General features: G+C 70.6%; 13 protein-coding genes. 7 read left to right on the top strand and 6 right to left on the bottom strand.

Annotated features, from left to right (window positions below):
* Both IPH07_23440 and IPH07_23435 read left to right on the top strand, forming a co-directional pair.
* Positions 1 to 600 (top strand): ligand-gated channel protein (locus IPH07_23440; GenBank protein MBK6920374.1); only part of this gene is annotated, 600 nt, incomplete at its 5' end.
* Positions 588 to 1649, top strand: a complete 1062-nt coding sequence (locus IPH07_23435; protein ID MBK6920373.1) for a hypothetical protein — start codon at positions 588 to 590, stop codon at positions 1647 to 1649. The genes IPH07_23440 and IPH07_23435, both read left to right, overlap by 13 nt.
* Before the next feature lie 22 nt (positions 1650 to 1671).
* On the opposite strand, the gene IPH07_23430 is transcribed toward IPH07_23435, so the two are convergent.
* Positions 1672 to 4572, bottom strand: coding sequence for a serine/threonine protein kinase (locus IPH07_23430; GenBank protein ID MBK6920372.1), 2901 nt, complete (start codon positions 4570 to 4572; stop codon positions 1672 to 1674).
* A gap of 84 nt (positions 4573 to 4656) precedes the next feature.
* On the opposite strand from IPH07_23430, the gene IPH07_23425 reads away from it, so the two are divergent.
* Positions 4657 to 5265 (top strand): sigma-70 family RNA polymerase sigma factor, encoded by a 609-nt coding sequence (locus IPH07_23425; GenBank protein ID MBK6920371.1) that lies wholly within the window; start codon positions 4657 to 4659, stop codon positions 5263 to 5265.
* Between the two features lie 90 nt (positions 5266 to 5355).
* Complete coding sequence (locus IPH07_23420) at positions 5356 to 6360, top strand: hypothetical protein (protein MBK6920370.1); 1005 nt, start codon at positions 5356 to 5358, stop codon at positions 6358 to 6360.
* 32 nt (positions 6361 to 6392) lie between these two features.
* On the opposite strand, the gene IPH07_23415 is transcribed toward IPH07_23420, so the two are convergent.
* On the bottom strand, positions 6393 to 8021 hold the full coding sequence (locus tag IPH07_23415; protein ID MBK6920369.1) for an aldehyde dehydrogenase family protein: 1629 nt from the start codon (positions 8019 to 8021) through the stop codon (positions 6393 to 6395).
* Between the two features lie 219 nt (positions 8022 to 8240).
* On the opposite strand from IPH07_23415, the gene IPH07_23410 reads away from it, so the two are divergent.
* On the top strand, positions 8241 to 8651 hold the full coding sequence (locus IPH07_23410) for a nucleotidyltransferase domain-containing protein (GenBank protein MBK6920368.1): 411 nt from the start codon (positions 8241 to 8243) through the stop codon (positions 8649 to 8651).
* Here IPH07_23410 and IPH07_23405 read toward each other — a convergent pair.
* From IPH07_23405 to IPH07_23395, 3 genes are all read right to left on the bottom strand, one after another.
* On the bottom strand, positions 8609 to 10066 hold the full coding sequence (locus IPH07_23405) for a DUF1552 domain-containing protein (protein ID MBK6920367.1): 1458 nt from the start codon (positions 10064 to 10066) through the stop codon (positions 8609 to 8611). The genes IPH07_23410 and IPH07_23405 overlap by 43 nt on opposite strands.
* Entirely contained in the window at positions 10066 to 11793 is a 1728-nt protein-coding gene (locus IPH07_23400; protein ID MBK6920366.1) for a DUF1592 domain-containing protein, read from the bottom strand. Before IPH07_23400 ends, IPH07_23405 begins: the two co-directional genes overlap by 1 nt.
* Before the next feature lie 73 nt (positions 11794 to 11866).
* Positions 11867 to 12268, bottom strand: a complete 402-nt coding sequence (locus IPH07_23395; protein MBK6920365.1) for a VOC family protein — start codon at positions 12266 to 12268, stop codon at positions 11867 to 11869.
* 222 nt (positions 12269 to 12490) lie between these two features.
* On the opposite strand from IPH07_23395, the gene IPH07_23390 reads away from it, so the two are divergent.
* Both IPH07_23390 and IPH07_23385 read left to right on the top strand, forming a co-directional pair.
* On the top strand, positions 12491 to 13678 hold the full coding sequence (locus tag IPH07_23390; GenBank protein ID MBK6920364.1) for a putative DNA binding domain-containing protein: 1188 nt from the start codon (positions 12491 to 12493) through the stop codon (positions 13676 to 13678).
* Positions 13675 to 14694 (top strand): ParA family protein, encoded by a 1020-nt coding sequence (locus tag IPH07_23385; protein MBK6920363.1) that lies wholly within the window; start codon positions 13675 to 13677, stop codon positions 14692 to 14694. Before IPH07_23390 ends, IPH07_23385 begins: the two co-directional genes overlap by 4 nt.
* 45 nt (positions 14695 to 14739) lie before the next feature.
* On the opposite strand, the gene IPH07_23380 is transcribed toward IPH07_23385, so the two are convergent.
* The gene (locus IPH07_23380) at positions 14740 to 15294 is read right to left on the bottom strand and encodes a hypothetical protein (GenBank protein ID MBK6920362.1); all 555 of its coding nucleotides are present in this window, start codon (positions 15292 to 15294) and stop codon (positions 14740 to 14742) included.
* Between the last annotated feature and the right edge of the window lie 251 nt (positions 15295 to 15545).

Here is a 15545-nt window from a genome sequence, read left to right as displayed (position 1 = left end):
ACCGGCTTCTACACGCACAGCCGCGCGCTCGCGATGCGCAACGCGGCCGCCGCACCGCCGCCGGCATCGGCGTTGGTGCCGAGCGGCACTGGCCGCACGGTCGGCGCACAGGTGCTGCTGCGCCAGGAGCTGTCTGCGAACGTCTTCGGGTGGATCGCGTACACCGCCATGCGAGCGCAGCGTCGCGATCGCAGCGCGACACCGTGGCGCCTGTCCGACTATGATCAGACCCACGTGCTGACGGGGTTGCTGGCGTGGTCACTGCCGCGGGGCTTCGAGCTCGCCGCGCGCATGCGCTTCGCCACCGGCTTCCCACGCACGCCAGTGGTGGGCGCGTGGTACGACGCCGGCCGCAACCGCTACCAGCCGGAGTTCGGCGCGCACAACTCGATTCGCGTGCCGGTGTTCGCCCAGCTCGATGCTCGCCTGGCCAAGCGCTTCGCGATCCGCCGCAGCGCGCTCGAGCTGTTCGTCGAGGTGCTCAACGTGTGGAACCGTCGCAACGCCGAGGAGCTGGTGTACGCCGCGGACTACTCGCGGCGCGGGGTGATCTCGGGCTTTCCGGTGCTGCCGGCCGCAGGGATGCAGTGGGACTTCTGACGCGGGTCCTGCCATTGGCGCTCGCGCTCGCGGCCTGCAACGACCCCGTGCGCGTCGAGCTCTCGCGCATCGACGGGCCGCGCGTGCTCGCGGTGGCGTCGACGCCGGCCGAGGCCGCTCCGGGGGCCGTGGTGACCTTGCACGCGCTGTGGGTCGATCCCGACGGCGAACGCGATCCCAGCGCGTTGCGGTGGTGGTCGTGCGGGGAACGACGCGCACTCGCGGAGGTTGGCCCGATCGCGCAGGTCTGCATCGATGCCGATCCCGATGCGCGGGTCTCGGTCGGCACCGGCGACGCGGTGGCTGCGACGCTGCCCGCGAGTGGCTGTCGCTTGTTCGGGCCCGATCCACCACCGGCGCAGCCGGGCGAGCCACAGGCGCGTGCAGTGGATCCAGACCTCACCGGCGGTTACTACCAGCCGCTCTTGCTCGAGGCCGACGAGCAGCTCGCCGGCTTCGGCGTGCGGCTCGACTGCGGCACCGCGGGCTCGACTCCAGCGCAGGCCGCCGAGCTGCGTCGTCGCCACCGCGACAACGTCGCGCCGGTGGTCGAGGCGCTCGCGCGCAACGATGGCGGTGACGATGCGCCGGTGCTGTCGCCGGATGAACCGCTGCGCGTGCAGCCGGGCGATCGCGTGGAGCTGCGCGTGCGTTGGGCGTCGTGCGCCGCGCAGCCGCGCTGCGGCGACGGAGCCTGCACGCTCGATGAAGATGCCAGCGCGTGCGCCGGTGATTGCCCGACTGGGGCCGGCTGCGGTGGCGCCGAGTGGTACGCCCGCTTCGATCCCGTCGCGCTCGCGATCGACGAGCGTCGCGAGGCCATCTCGGTCGCGTGGTACGCCACCGACGGCACGCTCGACGCCGCGCGGACCGGCCGCGCCGACGACGATCTCGAGCCCAGCAGCAGCAACGCCTGGACCGCGCCGCAGGAGCCCGGCGAGGCGGTGCTGTGGGTGGTGCTACGTGACGATCGCGGCGGTGTGTCGTGGCGACGGCAGCCGCTCGAGGTCGTCGCCGGGGCGTCGGGTCGCGATCCTCCGGCCGGTTGACGCGGTCGCGCCTTCGCGCGCGTCAACCGGGGGGCGGCGTGTCGCCGGTGAGCGCGGCGAGCTGCGCGAGGTAGGGCTTCGCGCGCGCCTCGTCCTCGCGACACAGCGCCTGGGCCTCGCGCGCGAGGGTCTGCACGCGGGGCCCCTCGGCGCCGCTCTCGGCCAGCGCGCGGGCGAGCCCCAGACGCAGCTCGCAGCGCGCGATGGGATCGGAGTCCTCGGCCTCGGGATCGGCGAGCGCGGCCTCGAGTGGCTCGCGCGCGAGCTCGGGGTGTCCGAGCTCGAGCTGCACCGAGCCAATGCCGATGCGCGCGCGCGCGAGCTCGTGTCGCGTGCGCAGGTCGGTGCCCTGGGCGAGGGCGCGGACCTCTTCGTAGTAGCGCAACGCGGCCTCGAACTCGCGTTGCGCGAGCATCACGTCACCGAGGCTCGCGAGCACGATCGCGATGTCGACGTGCTCCGGCGGCAGCAACGCCCGTCGAATCGTCAGTGCCTCGTCGAGATGATTGCGTGCGCGCGCGAAGTTCTCGGTGTACAGCTCCAGCACCGCGAGATTGGCCAGGGAGTTCGCCAGCCGCAGGTTCGAAGACCCGCCCTGCCGGCGCTGCATCGCGATGGCACGGTGGAAGAGGCTTCGCGCCTCGTCGTTCGCACCACTCTGGGTCTTGGCGAGCGCGAGTCGGCCGAGCGACGCGGCGATGCGAGGGTGATCGGCGGGCAAGAGCGCCTCCTCGATCGCCAGCGATCGCTCACAGTTGTCGACGATTGCTGCGAGGTCATCCTCCAGCTGGGCGACCCGCGTGCGGCCGGCGTAGACCGCTGCGAGCTGGAGCGACGTGGGGCCGTACGCGGCGATGAAGATGCGCTCGGCTTCGTCGAACGCCGCGCGCGCCAGGTCGAGGTCGCGGTGCTCGGCGAGCAGCTTCCCGAGGTTGGCCCAATCGCGTCCGAGCGCCGGATGATCCGGGCCGACGAGCTCGGTGCGCAGGGCGATCGCTCGCTCGTAGCTCTCGCGCGCTGCTTGGGTGTCGCCCTTGGCGTCGAGCACGGTGGCGAGTCGATGCGCGAGCTCTGCGGCCTGCATCTGCGAGTTGCCGCTGCGCTCGAGCAGCGCTTGGGCGTGGCGTGCCCAGCCCAGGCCCTCCTCCACGCGCGAGAGGTGGTAGCCGATCGTGTCGACCAGGTGCGTCGCTGCGATCAACGCCACCTCGTCGGCGCCGATGGGCTCGGCGATGAAGTACGCGCGCTGGTAGGCCTCGGCCGCGAGGGCGTGCTCGCCACGGGCCCGCTGGGCGCCGGCGATCGCGATCTCGGCCTCGGCGATCGAGATGGGATCACCGAGCAGCTGTGCGTCGTTGCGGACGGCCTCGGCGTTCGCGACCGCGTCGGGACGCCCGGCCTCGGCGATCAGCCCTGCGCGCGCGATCCGTCGCCGTAGGCCGGCGACGGCGTCGCGGTCGACGTCGGCGTCGAGCAGGCCAGCCAGTCTCGCGAGCCGCGCGTCGTCGTCACAGGTCGAGGGCAACGGCAGCTGGTGGGCGATGCGGAGCGCCGCGTTGACGACGTCGCGATCCGGAGTCTGCAGCAGCTCGGCGAGCGCCTCGACCCGGGCGCGGTGCTCGTCGAGACACCAGCTTCGTTGCTGCCACGCCGCCGCCGTGAGCTTGCCGTCGACCGCTGCAAGGCAACCGTCGGCGCGGGCCTGTGTCCACGCTGCGATGTCGCCGGTCAACACCTGGTCGACGCGTTCGGCGGTCTCACGGGCGTGCGCGGGCTCGGTGGCTGCGAACGCCTCGGCGACCCCGGCCGCGACCTCGGGAGTCCACACGTCGGCGAGCCGCGCCGCCTCATCCTCGCAGGCCGCCCGTCGACGCGCGTCTCGCCACGCGAGCGCACCGAACGACAGCGCGAGGGCGGCTCCGGCAATGCCGAGACCTCGCCACCACCACCGGCGTCGACGCGGTGGTGTGGTGCAGGCGTCGATCAACGCGCGCATGCTCGGCCAGCGTCGCTCCGGGTCGATCGCGAGGCCGCGCTCGAGCACCCGCCGCAGCCACGCGGGCGCGCGGTCGGGCTCTGCGGGCGCAAGCAGGACGCCGCGTTGAAAGGCCTCGCTCAGCTGCGCAACCGTGCTCGCGTGGAACGGGCGCCGATCGAACAATGCCTCCCACAGTGCGACACAGAAGCTGAACTGATCGGTGCGAGCGTCGGCGGGGGCGCCCGCGAACTGTTCGGGTGCCATGTAGGCCGGCGTGCCGGCGACCTTGCCCGTCGCCGTCAGTGTTCCGATCGCCAGGTCGAGTCCGCTCGTCGAGCTGGTGATGGGCGCACCCACGTCGCCATGGGCGAGGCCGAAGTCGAGCACGCGCACCCGAGCGTCGTCGCCGACGATCGCGTTGTCGGGCTTGAAGTCGCGGTGGATGATGCCCGCGCCGTGGGCCGCGGCGAGCCCCTCGCCGGCTTGGAGGTAGCACGCGAGCACCTCCGTCCACGCGCGCGCGCCTGTGGCGAAGTGGCGCCGCAGCGAGATCCCGCGCACGCGCTCCATCACCAGGTACACGCGGTCGCCGTGCATGCCGACGTCGTAGAGCGCGACCACGTTGGGGTGCGAGAGCTTCGCGAGCGATCGTGCCTCGCGCACGAGCCGCTGCTGGTCGGCGTCGCGCTGGTCGCTGCCCCAGTGGCGCACGAGCTTGATCGCGACCTGACGGTCGAGCTCGGGATCGTGGGCGGCATACACGACCCCCATGCCGCCGACCCCGAGGCGCTCGAGCACGACGTAGCGGTCGATGCGGGTCTCGGGGATGGTCTCGTCGAGCAGGCGGGCGCGGACCGCCCGATGCAGCCGCGCGCCCTCGAGCGAATCGAGCTCCGAGGGTGGGGATTCCAGCGCTTCGAGCAGTGATTCGAGTTCCGCCGTCATCGGGTGCGCCCGGAGCCCCAGCACGGCGCCCCCTAGAAGACTGGGTTCTCGCCGTTCTGATCGCGGATGCTATCATCGGCGTGCGTGGCGACCGATGCGGAGCTCTTGACGGCCTGGCAGGGCGGCGATCGTGCGGCCGGCGGGGAGCTCATCGATCGCTACTTCGAGCCCATCCGGCGCTTCTTCGAGAACAAGGTCGCCGACGGCATCGACGACCTGATCCAGCAGACCTTCATGGCCTGTGTGCGCCATCGCGAGCAGATCCGTGACGCCGACGCCTTCCGCGGCTACCTCTTCGCTGCCGCGCGCACCAAGCTCTACGATCACCTGAGCAAGCGCATGAAGACCCAGGACCTGACCGATTTCGGGGTCTCGTCGATCACCGATCTCGGGGTCTCGCCGAGCGAGGCGGTTGCTGCGAGCAGCGACCGACGCCTGCTGCTGCAGGCCCTGCGCACGCTGCCGGTCGACCTGCAGATCGCCATCGAGCTCTACTACTTCGAGCGCGTGCGCGGTCGCGAGCTCGAGATCGCGCTCGACGTCGCGCCGGGGACGGTGCGTAGCCGGCTGCGGCGAGGTCTGGAGCTGCTGCGCAAGCGCATCGACGAGATCCACGCCGCGCCCGAGACGCTGCGCGAGACCAGCACCAACCTCGAGCGCTGGGCCGCCGAGCTGCGCGAGATCGGCGAGTAGGCGGGCTCGCGGGCCGAGCCGCCGGTCGGCCGTCGCGCCGAACCGCGACGTGGGCGTGAACCGAACGGCGCCCCGAGGGTCTTCTCCCCCATGCACGATCCTGCGCTCGCCCGCGCCATCGCGTCGGTCCTGGCCTCCCTGATGATCGCCTGCGGCAGCAGCGGGCACGACGACGACGGCACCGACGGCCCCGGCTCCGCCGCGAGCTTCGACCCCGAGGGCAGCTCGGGCCAGACCGGCACCAGCGGCGGGGCGGAGACCACCGCCGCCGGCACGACCACCGCCGTCGGCGGCACCGAGGGCAGCACCGGCGCCGCCGACAGTGGTACCGACGCGGGCAGCAGCACCACCGGGGTCGAGTGGGTGCCGTACTTCTTCGACGACTTCGAGGGCTATGGCGACGGCGCGTCGCTGAGCGGCTTCGCGCCGTTCGATGCCGCCGGCCGCACGACCGCGACCACCGAGGCCGCCCATCGTGGTCAGCAGTCCGCGAGGATGGCGATCGCAGCCGGCGACGGTGGCGGGTTCGGTCAGTGGGGCGGCGTGCTCGCGATCGACCCCGCCGTCGCACGCGGCGGCGAGGTCTGGGTGCGCCTATGGGTGCGGTGGCCCAGCGCGTTCGAGTTCAGCGCATCGCCGTGGATGAAGTTCCTGCGCCTGCATGCTCGCGCCGCCGATGGCAGCAACGCCGGCTACAACGATCTCTACGTCGACCGCGCCGACGAGACCACCTCGGTGCTGCGAACGATCAAGGAGATCCACGACGTGTGGGCGGTCTACGACGGCGAGAGCCTGCCCCGCGACACCTGGGAGCGCTACGAGATGTACCTCTTCGTCGACGACGTGCCGGTCGACGACGGCGGCGACGCGCGAGTGAGGATCTGGCGCGACGACGTGCTGATCTTCGATCGCACCGACGTGCCGACGATCACCGATGAGGGCGGCGTGATCGACTACTTCTACCTCTTCACCTACTGGAACGACGAGATGCCGCCCGACAACCACTGCCATGTCGACGACCTCGTGATCGCGACCGACGCCAATCCGCCGCCGTTCCAGGACGCCGCGGGCAACGCCTGGATCGGCGCGTGGTAGCAGCGCCGCGTCCGGCACCACGGAGCGGTCTGCTACCGCCCTGGTCGCGCAGTGAAGACATCGAGCACGTCGGCGTCGCGTGCCTGCAGCAGCACCGGCCGGCTGAAGGCGAGCAGGGCCTCGCGTAGCGACAGCGTGCCGAAGCCCGACTTGTCGGTGGCGGAGAAGCCGAAGCTGTCGGGGCCGCGCTGGCAGAGATCATTGACGTTCACCCGCGCGACGTACCGCGTCAGGTGTCGGACCAGCGGCCGCGCCGTCTCGGGCCGGCCCCACACCGCGGCCTGTTGACCGAACGGCGAGCGCCGTTGCCACTGCAGCACCTCCTCGAGGTCGTCGAAGGCGGCGACCGGCACGATTGGGCCGAACTGCTCCTCGTGGTAGAGGCGCATCGCGGGCGTGACCTCGGCGACGACGGCGGGGCGCATGATCGAGAACCACCCGCGGCCACCGTCGTGGTTGCGAACGGTCGCGCCGTGGGCGATCGCGTCGTCGAGCAGGGCGCGCATCGATGCCAGCTTGTCGGGCTCGGGCAGCGGCGTGACGCCGACGCCGGGGGTCCACGGCATGCCGAGCGTCAGCGCGTCCACCCGCGCGACCATGCGCTCGAGCAGCGCCGCGAGGCGACCGCGCTCTACGAAGACGATCTTCTCGGCGGTGCAGCGCTGGCCGTTGAAGCCGAGCGCACCCTTGACGATCGCGGCCGCGGCCGCGTCGAGGTCGGCGTCGGCGAGCACGACCGCGGCGTTCTTGGCCCCGAGGCCCAGCACCTTGTGCAGGCTGATCGGCGTCGGGTGAGCGCGCAGGATCGCATTCGCGGCGGTCTCGCTGCCGATGAACGCCAGCGCGCCGACGACCCCGGTGGGGTTGCCGGCGACATCGGGCTGGCTCGCGCCCATCACCGCCGGAATCACCTGCCGCCCGCTCCCGGGCAGCATCGCGATCGCGCCGGCGGGGAAGCAGTCGCGCATGGCCTCGAGCATCGCGTCGTTGGCCAGCGCGCCGAAGCGCGGCGTCTTGGCGATGACTACGTTGCCCATCAGCAGCGCCGGCACCAACGTGGTGAGGAACTCGTTGATCGGGTAGTTGAATGGCGCCACGCAGAGCACCACGCCGAGCGCGCGTCGGTGCGTGCGCGCATGGTGGGGCACACCGCCCGCGACGCCGTGCTGGATCGCGAGGTCGTCGGTGCGCAGGCGCGACAGCTCGAGCAGCGTGCTGCGGATGTACTCGATGCTGCGCAGCACCTCGTCGCGGGCCGACGCGTGCGGCTTGCCGATCTCCCACATCAACGCGTTCGCGATGGTGTCGACCCGCTGCTCGAGCGCGGTCGCAAAGGCCGCCACGGCGGCCATGCGGGTTTCGACCGTCGCGCGCGGCCACGCGCCCTCGCCGTCATCCCACGCACGACGTGCCGCCGCGATCGCGTGCGCGGCCTCGTCGGTGCCGAGCTCGGCCTCGTGTCCGAGCAGCGTCGGCGTGAGCGTGCCGCCGTCGCGGGTGGCCACGCGCGAGCGCACCGGCCGCGAGCGCGTCGCGGTGGTGATCACGCCATCGACGAGCCAACGCGCCGGCTGCGACGCCGGATCGAGTCGCACCGCGGTCGGGATCGCAGCCGCGTCGGGGAACAGACTCGCGAGGGTGTCGTCGTCCCAGGGATCCATCGCGTGCAGGGTGCCACGACGAGCCCGTCACCACGCCCGGAATCCCGACGCCGACGCGCGGGTGCGGTCGGAACGATCTGCGGTCCGCGTGACGAAGCCGCGGGCGCGCGGTCACGGCAGGGCGACGCGCGAGGGACGAGCTTCGCGCCCCGACGCGACCGGGCGTGGGCGCGCGTCGATCGGCGCGGCCTGCTCGACTCTGCTAGAGTTGTTGCCGAGGTGCACGTCTCCGCCGCAGAACGGGTCGCGCTCGCGTCGCTCAAGCGATGGTTGGTAGGGTGCTTCGGCGATCGACTCCGTGAGCTGGTGTTGTTCGGATCGCGGGCGCGGGGCGAAGGTGACGAGGACTCGGATGTCGACGTGCTCGTCGTGATCGAGGGATTGACCAGCATCGAGGCTCGCGAGATCGCCTATCGGTGTGGCGACCTGTTGACGGAGCACGATGTCGTGGTGAGCCCGTTCGCGGTCAGCGTCGAGCACATGACCCACCTGCGCAGTCGCGAGCGCCGGATCGCCGCCGAGATTGCACCTGCTCAACGTCGAGCTCGACGCGCCCGCGTAGCGGACGCGGGCGCTCGATCGCTCGATCAAGCCGTGAGGCCGGGCAGCGGGCCGGTGTGCGAGGCGTGATCCGAGCCGAAGTGGGTGTCGGCCTCGCCCATCGCCTGCAGCACCGAGGTGAACAGGTTGTGCGTCGACTCGTTGCTCGAGTACTCGAGGGTGTTGGGATCGGCGGCCGCGTGGGTGTTGTAGTCGATGAAGCGGCCGGTCTCGAAGTAGCCGCCGGCACTGCCGGCGAGCAGCACCTGCACGTTGGCCGAGACGTGGTTGGCGGGCTCGCGGAACTCGCTCGTCCACAGCACCAGGCTGTTGTCGAGCAGGGTCGCGTCGCCCTCGAGGAAGCCGGGATCGTCGAGGCCCTCGAGCAGCTGAGCCATCAGGCTGACGCGCCAGCGACGGTTGTCGAGCATCTCCGACAGCCAGGTGTCGAGCAGCGACGACGAGACCCCTGAAGCGCCGACGTCGCGCGCGTAGTGGCCGAGCGAGTGGCCGATGCCGAACGCCGAGTCCATCGGCGTACCGACCGGTGTCCACGGCGTGAGGATGTCGGCGATCTCGAGGTTCGCGACGTTGGTCAAGCCGCAGCGCAGCGCCGCGATGATGAGCTGCACGTGCTGATCGCCGATGATGTTGCCGACTTCGTTGCCGTTGGCGTCGATCCCGGTCGGTGGCTCGCACACGACCGGATGCTGCAGCTCGTACTCGAGTGCGCGCAGGTGATCGAGGTGGGCCTCGATGACCTGGAGGTCCTTGGCGCTCACGCGGCCCTTGCTGCGATCGTAGGACTCGATCAGCCCGTCGAGCACGCTGCCGCGAAGGCTCATCTGTCGCAGCTGCGCCGCGCTCGGCTCACCGCCGCTCACGCCCGCGAACAGCGTCGCGAACGCGGCCGCCGGGCTCTCCTCGCCGTAGGCGGCCTCGCCCGCGGCGCGGAAGTAGGGCGTGCCGTACTGGTGGCCCGGCACCATCAGGTGGATGCGGGGGAACGGCACCGGCTGGCTGACCAACAAGCGATCGGCGACGACCTGATCGATGCTCGGACTCTGCGCGATCGCGGCTTCGTCACCGCCCGGCGCGAGCGCGGCGGTCAGCGCCGTCACGTTCGAGATGCCGTGACCGCCGGAGTTGTAGTCGGCCTGCGACATCGCGGCCTTGTTGTCGACGCCCTCGAGCTGCAGCAGCTTGGCCTTGTAGGGCTCGAGCGGCTCGAGGATGGGCCCGAGCACCAGCGCAGTGCTGCTGGGATCGGCGGGGCGCCACCAATCGTTGCCCTGCTCGGCGCCGGTGCCGTCGTGGCGGCCCGAGTGGCTTTGGTTCGACAGCGTGCCGCCGTGCTCGAACATCGTGATGAAGCGACGCGGCGCGCCGTTGCCCGCGGCCCACAGGTGGCCGTGGGTGTACTCGAGCAGCGGCAGGCCCAGCACCGCCCCGCCCAGGCCCTTCAAGAACGCACGTCGACCGGAGTGTTTGAAATCGCGGCGCATCACTGCCCCTCCGTCGAGAAGTATCGGAAGCCGTCGCTGGTGACCAAGGTGATGAGCAGCTCGTGCATGTCGCCGGTCTCGACGAACCGATCGCGGACGTCGCGCTGCGTGCAAGGGTCCAGCGCAGAGCCCTCGACGCCGAGCGCGAGCATGGCCCAGCGATCGGCGAAGCACTCGCGCACCATGGTGCTGCCGGCCAGGCGCTCGCTGGTCTGCAGCGCGCCGTCGACCGCACCCTCGATGTCGCCCACCAGCTCGCCGCTGGCGTCGATCGGCTTGCCGCTGACGAGCTCTTGGTCCTGCCAGCGACCGATCGCGTCGTAGTGCTCGAACGAGAACCCGACCGGGTTGATCACGCCGTGGCAGCCGGTGCAGCTGCCGCCCGCAGTGCGCAGCTCGGTCTCTTCGCGCACGGTGCGGACGATGGGATTGCCGTTCTCGTCGACGTTTTCACCACCATCGACCGGGGTGTTGTCGACGTTCGCCGGTGGGTCACCGAGGTGCAGGCACATCATCTCCTTCACCACGAACACGCCGCGCCGGATCGGCGACTGCGCCTTCGAAGCGGCGTACACCGTGAGGAACGCGGCCCGCGTCAGCAGCCCCGCACGCTCGCCGGCGGGCAGCTCGACCCACGCCCAGGTATCGTCGTCGGCCGGCCCGGGCACGCCGTAGAGCTCCGCGAGCGAGGCGTTCACGTAGGCGTCGCGGGTCGTGAGCAGCGCCTCGAAGTCGCCACCTTGCTCGAAGAACACCCGGCGTACCAGCGCCTCGTGCTCGATGCGCATCGCGGCCTGCAGCGACGCGTCGTAGTCGGGGAACAGCGCGGCGTCCTTGGTCGTCTCCTCGAGCGGGAAGTGCAGCTTGCCGCCGTCGAGCTGCAGCCAGTCGGAGACGAAGTGCTGCAGCTTGGCGTCGGTGCGCGTGTCGGCCAGCATCCGCTGCACCTGCTCGCGCAGCCCGGCCTCGCTGTCGAGATCGCCGGCGTCGGCCGCCGCGAACAGCTCGTCGTCCGGCAGGCTGTCCCACAGCAGGTAGCTCAGGCGCGAGGCCAGCTCGTTGGGGTCGAGCTTGCGCAGGCCCGGGGCGTCGGGCACGTCGGTGCCGACCTCGAAGTGGTAGACGAAGGCGGGGCTCTGCAGCATCGCCATCAGCAGCGCGTCCATCGCGTCGGCGAAGCCCAGCTCGGCGAGTGCGGCGTCGTAGGTGGCGCGCAGCGTCGCGCGCTCCTCTTCGGTCACCGCGTGTCGCAGCGCGCGGCGGCCGAAGTCCGTGATGAAGCTGTCGACGCAGGCCTCGTCGGCGGCGCCGCTGGTGTCGCAGGGGAACACCGGCTTGGTCCAGCTGGCCTTGCGCGAGACCATCGCCTCGGCGTCGCTGCGCAGCTGGCGGACGCCGAGCTCGCTGGTGATGTCGGCGAGGTCGGCGTAGCTCGGATCGAAGTCGGGGTCGCCGAAGAGATCGCGCATCGTGTTGCGGTACTGCGCAGGCGTGAGGCGTCGCAGCGGGGCCGCGGGAATCGCCGCGCACTCGCCTTCGGGCACACCGCCGTCGGAGCTGCCGCCATCGGCCCCGCTACCGGCCGTACCGGCATCGGTGCCACCACCCTCGGCGCCCGAGGCCGCATCGCCGGCCTGGCCCGAGAGGCCCGAGTAGCAGCCCGGGACCAGCAGCGCGCAGCCGAGCGCGAGCGTGCCCATCCCGCGGGGACTTGGAATCCGTCGCATCGGACCATGAGTCACACGAACGGCCAAACCATCCACGGGTAATTTGCGTGGGGCAGGCCACATCAAAGCGGCATCACCCGCCGTGGGGTCGCGCGGGCGCGAGCAGCTGCACGATGTTGCCCTCGGGGTCCGCGCACTCGCAGTACTCGCGCCCGTCCCACGACCACGGCGCCTTCGCCTGACCTCCGTGGTCGAGGACGCGCTGTCGCTGCCCTGCGAGATCGTCGGTCGCGAAGCTCAGCTTCATCGCCGACTCCTCGCGCCACGCGGCTGGCGAGGTGAGAGCGATCGCCTCCGCGACGTGGTCGGGTACGCGGTGCAGCGCGAGGTCGCCCCCCGCGGGCCCGCGCAGCATCACGAAGCCGGCGTCCGCGGTGTCCTCGCGCGTGAAGTCCAGTGCGCGGACGTAGAAGTCGATCATGCGCTCGAGATCGCAGACGAACAGGAACGCGTGCGCGAGACGGGCGGTCGGCATCACCACGCGAGTGTAGTCGACGCGGGTGGCGTGGGGCCATCGCTCGACGTCGCGGGGAGCCGAACCATCGTCGACGCGAGCAGGCTTTGGCTGCCGCGGCTATCGATCGAGCCTCCGGTGACGGGCGCGAGCACCACACCGTCGACGTCGCCGCGGCCCGCGGCGGCAGCCGGCGACCCAGGAACGAGAAACCCGGCGACCTGCGATATGCTCCTCGGACGCATGATCGATGAAGCGACGGTGACGGCGCTGGCCCGCGCGCTCGAGAGTCAGCAGGTCGAGCGCAAGCAGTCGTTGTCCGACAAGTCCAAGGTCGAGCAAGCGATCTGCGCGTACGCCAACGATCTCCCAGGGACAGGCGCGAGTGGCTTCGTCCTCGTCGGCGTCACCGATGCCGGGGCTCCCGTCGGGACGCCGGTGACGGACCAGCTCCTTCGCGACCTCGCGAACATCCGGAGCGACGGCAACATCCTGCCGTTCCCCCGCATCGACGTGTACGAGGCGAAGCACGAGGGCGTGCCGATTGCGGTGGTCGAGGTCCACCCCTCGCCGAGTCCACCCGTGCGGCTGCGCGGAGCAGTGTGGATTCGTGTCGGGCCGACGTCGCGCCGCGCCACACGGGATGAGGAGCGTGTGCTGGTGGAGCGCCGGCGCGCCTGGGACGGTCCGTACGATCAGACCACCGTCCACGGTGCGACGATCGACGACCTCGACCTCGAGTTGTTTCGACGCGAGTACCTACCGAACGCGGTGGACACGGAGACGCTCCGGGAGAACCAGCGCTCCTTGCCCGAACAGCTCGCGGCGTTGCACCTCGCGGACCCAGACGCCGTCCCCAACGTCGCGGGGCTGCTGGTTCTCGGTCACGAGCCGACCGCGTTCGTGAAAGGGGCATACATCCAGTTCCTGCGCATCGATGGTCTCGAGCTCGCGGACCCGGTCGTCGATCGACGCGAACTCCGGGGTCCGCTGCCGATCCTCCTGCGACAGATGGATGAACTCACGCGTGCACACATCCGCACCGCCACGACGATTGCAGGGACGGATCGCGAGGTCGTACGGCCTGACTATCCGGTCGATGCGCTGCAGCAACTCCTTCGCAACGCAGTGAAGCATCGCAACTACGAGACGAGCTACGCACCGGTGCAGTGGTACTGGTTCCGCGATCGGATCGAGATCCACAATCCGGGTGGACTGTTCGGTCGTGCGACACCGGAGACGTTCGGGAATCCCGGCGGGAACGACTATCGCAATCCGACGATCGCTGAGGCCCTGCACGCACTCGGCTACGTTCAGCGATTCGGGTTCGGTGTGCCGATGGCGCGTAGGGCCTGCGCTGACAACGGCAACCCCCCGCCAGAGTTCAGCTTCCAGCCGGGCAATTTCGCGGCAATCGTGAGGTCGGCGTGAGGACGCTGGCGTTCTTCAACAACAAGGGTGGCGTCGGCAAGACGACGCTGGTCTATCACTTCGCGCACATGCTCGCAGAGTCCGGGATTCGCGTTCTCGTGGTCGATCTCGATCCGCAGTCGAATCTCACCGCGATGTGCTTGCCCGAGGAACGCCTCGAACAGCTGTGGCCGGACACACCGGAGCATGCGAGCACGGTGCTCGGGTGCTTGCGCCCCATCCTTCGCGGTACGGGGGATGTCGGTGAGCCGCACATCGAGCTGCTCGGTGAGCGTCTCGGACTCGTGCCCGGTGATCTCGGCCTTTCACAATTCGAGGACAAGCTGTCGGACGCGTGGCCGAGGGCGCTCAACCGCGACGAGGCGGCGTTCCGAACCTTGTCGGCGTTCCATCGGATTGCCCGTCGCGCCTCGGATGCGCACGCCGCCGCGGTGACCATCATCGACGTCGGCCCCAATCTGGGAGCGATCAATCGCGCCGCCTTGCTCGCCGCACAACACGTCGTGACACCACTCGCTCCCGACCTCTTCTCCGTTCAGGGTCTGCGAAACCTCGGACCGACGCTTGCGGATTGGCGTCGCGATTGGAAGGACCGTCTCGATCGAAGGCCGGCGGGCGTCGACTTGCCGGACGGCGGGATGAACCCGCTGGGCTACGTGCTGATGCAGGCGGTCATGCGCCTCAGTCGACCGGTGCGGGCCTACGAGCGTTGGGTGAGCCGCATGCCCGCGGAGTATCACCGTAGCCTGCTGATGGACCAGGCTCCCGCGAACGACGCTGCAGCAGATCCGGCGTGTCTCGGGATCATGAAGAACTATCAGAGCCTCATGCCGCTGGCCCACGATGCGCACAAGCCCATGTTCGCGCTGAAGCCGGCCGACGGCGCCATCGGGGCCCACGCGGCCGCGGTAGCGCGTTGTCGCGACGACTTCCACGCGCTCACGACTGCGGTGCTCCAACGAATCGTCGCGGTCGAGAGTGCGCGGGCTGGCGCGCTCCCCCGCGGCGTGGCCTGAACCGCCTGGGGAGCGCATGCGTGCGGGCGGCTCGAGCGGCGTGACTCAGCCGAACCACAGCTGGAGCGTGAACATCACGGTCTGGATCCGCGTGCCGGTGGTGTCGACGCGGAAGTCGTAGTCGACGCCCATGCGACCACCGACGTGGTCGCGCATGGTCTGCACGCCGATGCCGGCGACGCCGCCCACCGCCGGCAGCACCCGCGCGAGCTCGGCCCCGCGCGGGCCCGATGGCATGTTGGCCATCACACCGGCGCCGGCGCGGACGTAGACCGCGCGCCACGAGGCCGTGACCACGCCGTCGAGGCCGCCGGCGGGCCGCTTGCGACCGAAGTACTGCATGAGCTTGGGGTTGGCGCCGAACATCAGGCGGAGGTTGCCGCGGCGGAACGCGAAGCCGGACTCGACGTCGTAGCGGATGCCCGGCGCGAAGCCGTTGGCGTACATCGAGACCATCGGCGAGCTACCCATGATGAAGTAGCCGCTGCGCGAGAACCACGGCAGCTGCGGTGCGCGGCGAGTCGCAGCTGCCGACGCAGCGGTCGACGCCGTGCTCGAAACGGTCGGCGCCGTCTCGGGGCCGGGCGCTGTGAAAACCATCTGAACGAGGAAGAGGTAAGCAGCAGTTGCGATCACGCCAGAGACCATGACGCCGTGCGCGACGATCGTCCGCTCGTGCGCCACTCGCTGTGATGCGGGTCGCCCGGCAGCGCCGTGCACGGTCGGGTGGCACCCGTCGTTCGCATCGCGAACCCCAAGCGTCGCCGCTCGAAACCCGACGAACCTCCTCACCGTCCGTGGTCTCGCGAACACTCGCCTCGCATGCGTCGCGCGCAGTTGCCTGCGGTTGC

This window comes from Deltaproteobacteria bacterium (genome assembly GCA_016709225.1).
Taxonomy (GTDB): domain Bacteria; phylum Myxococcota_A; class Polyangia; order Nannocystales; family Nannocystaceae; genus Xiheibacterium; species Xiheibacterium phototrophicum.
The sequence above is the reverse complement of the archived record's forward strand: the minus strand, read 5'-3'. Positions and strand labels throughout refer to the sequence as shown.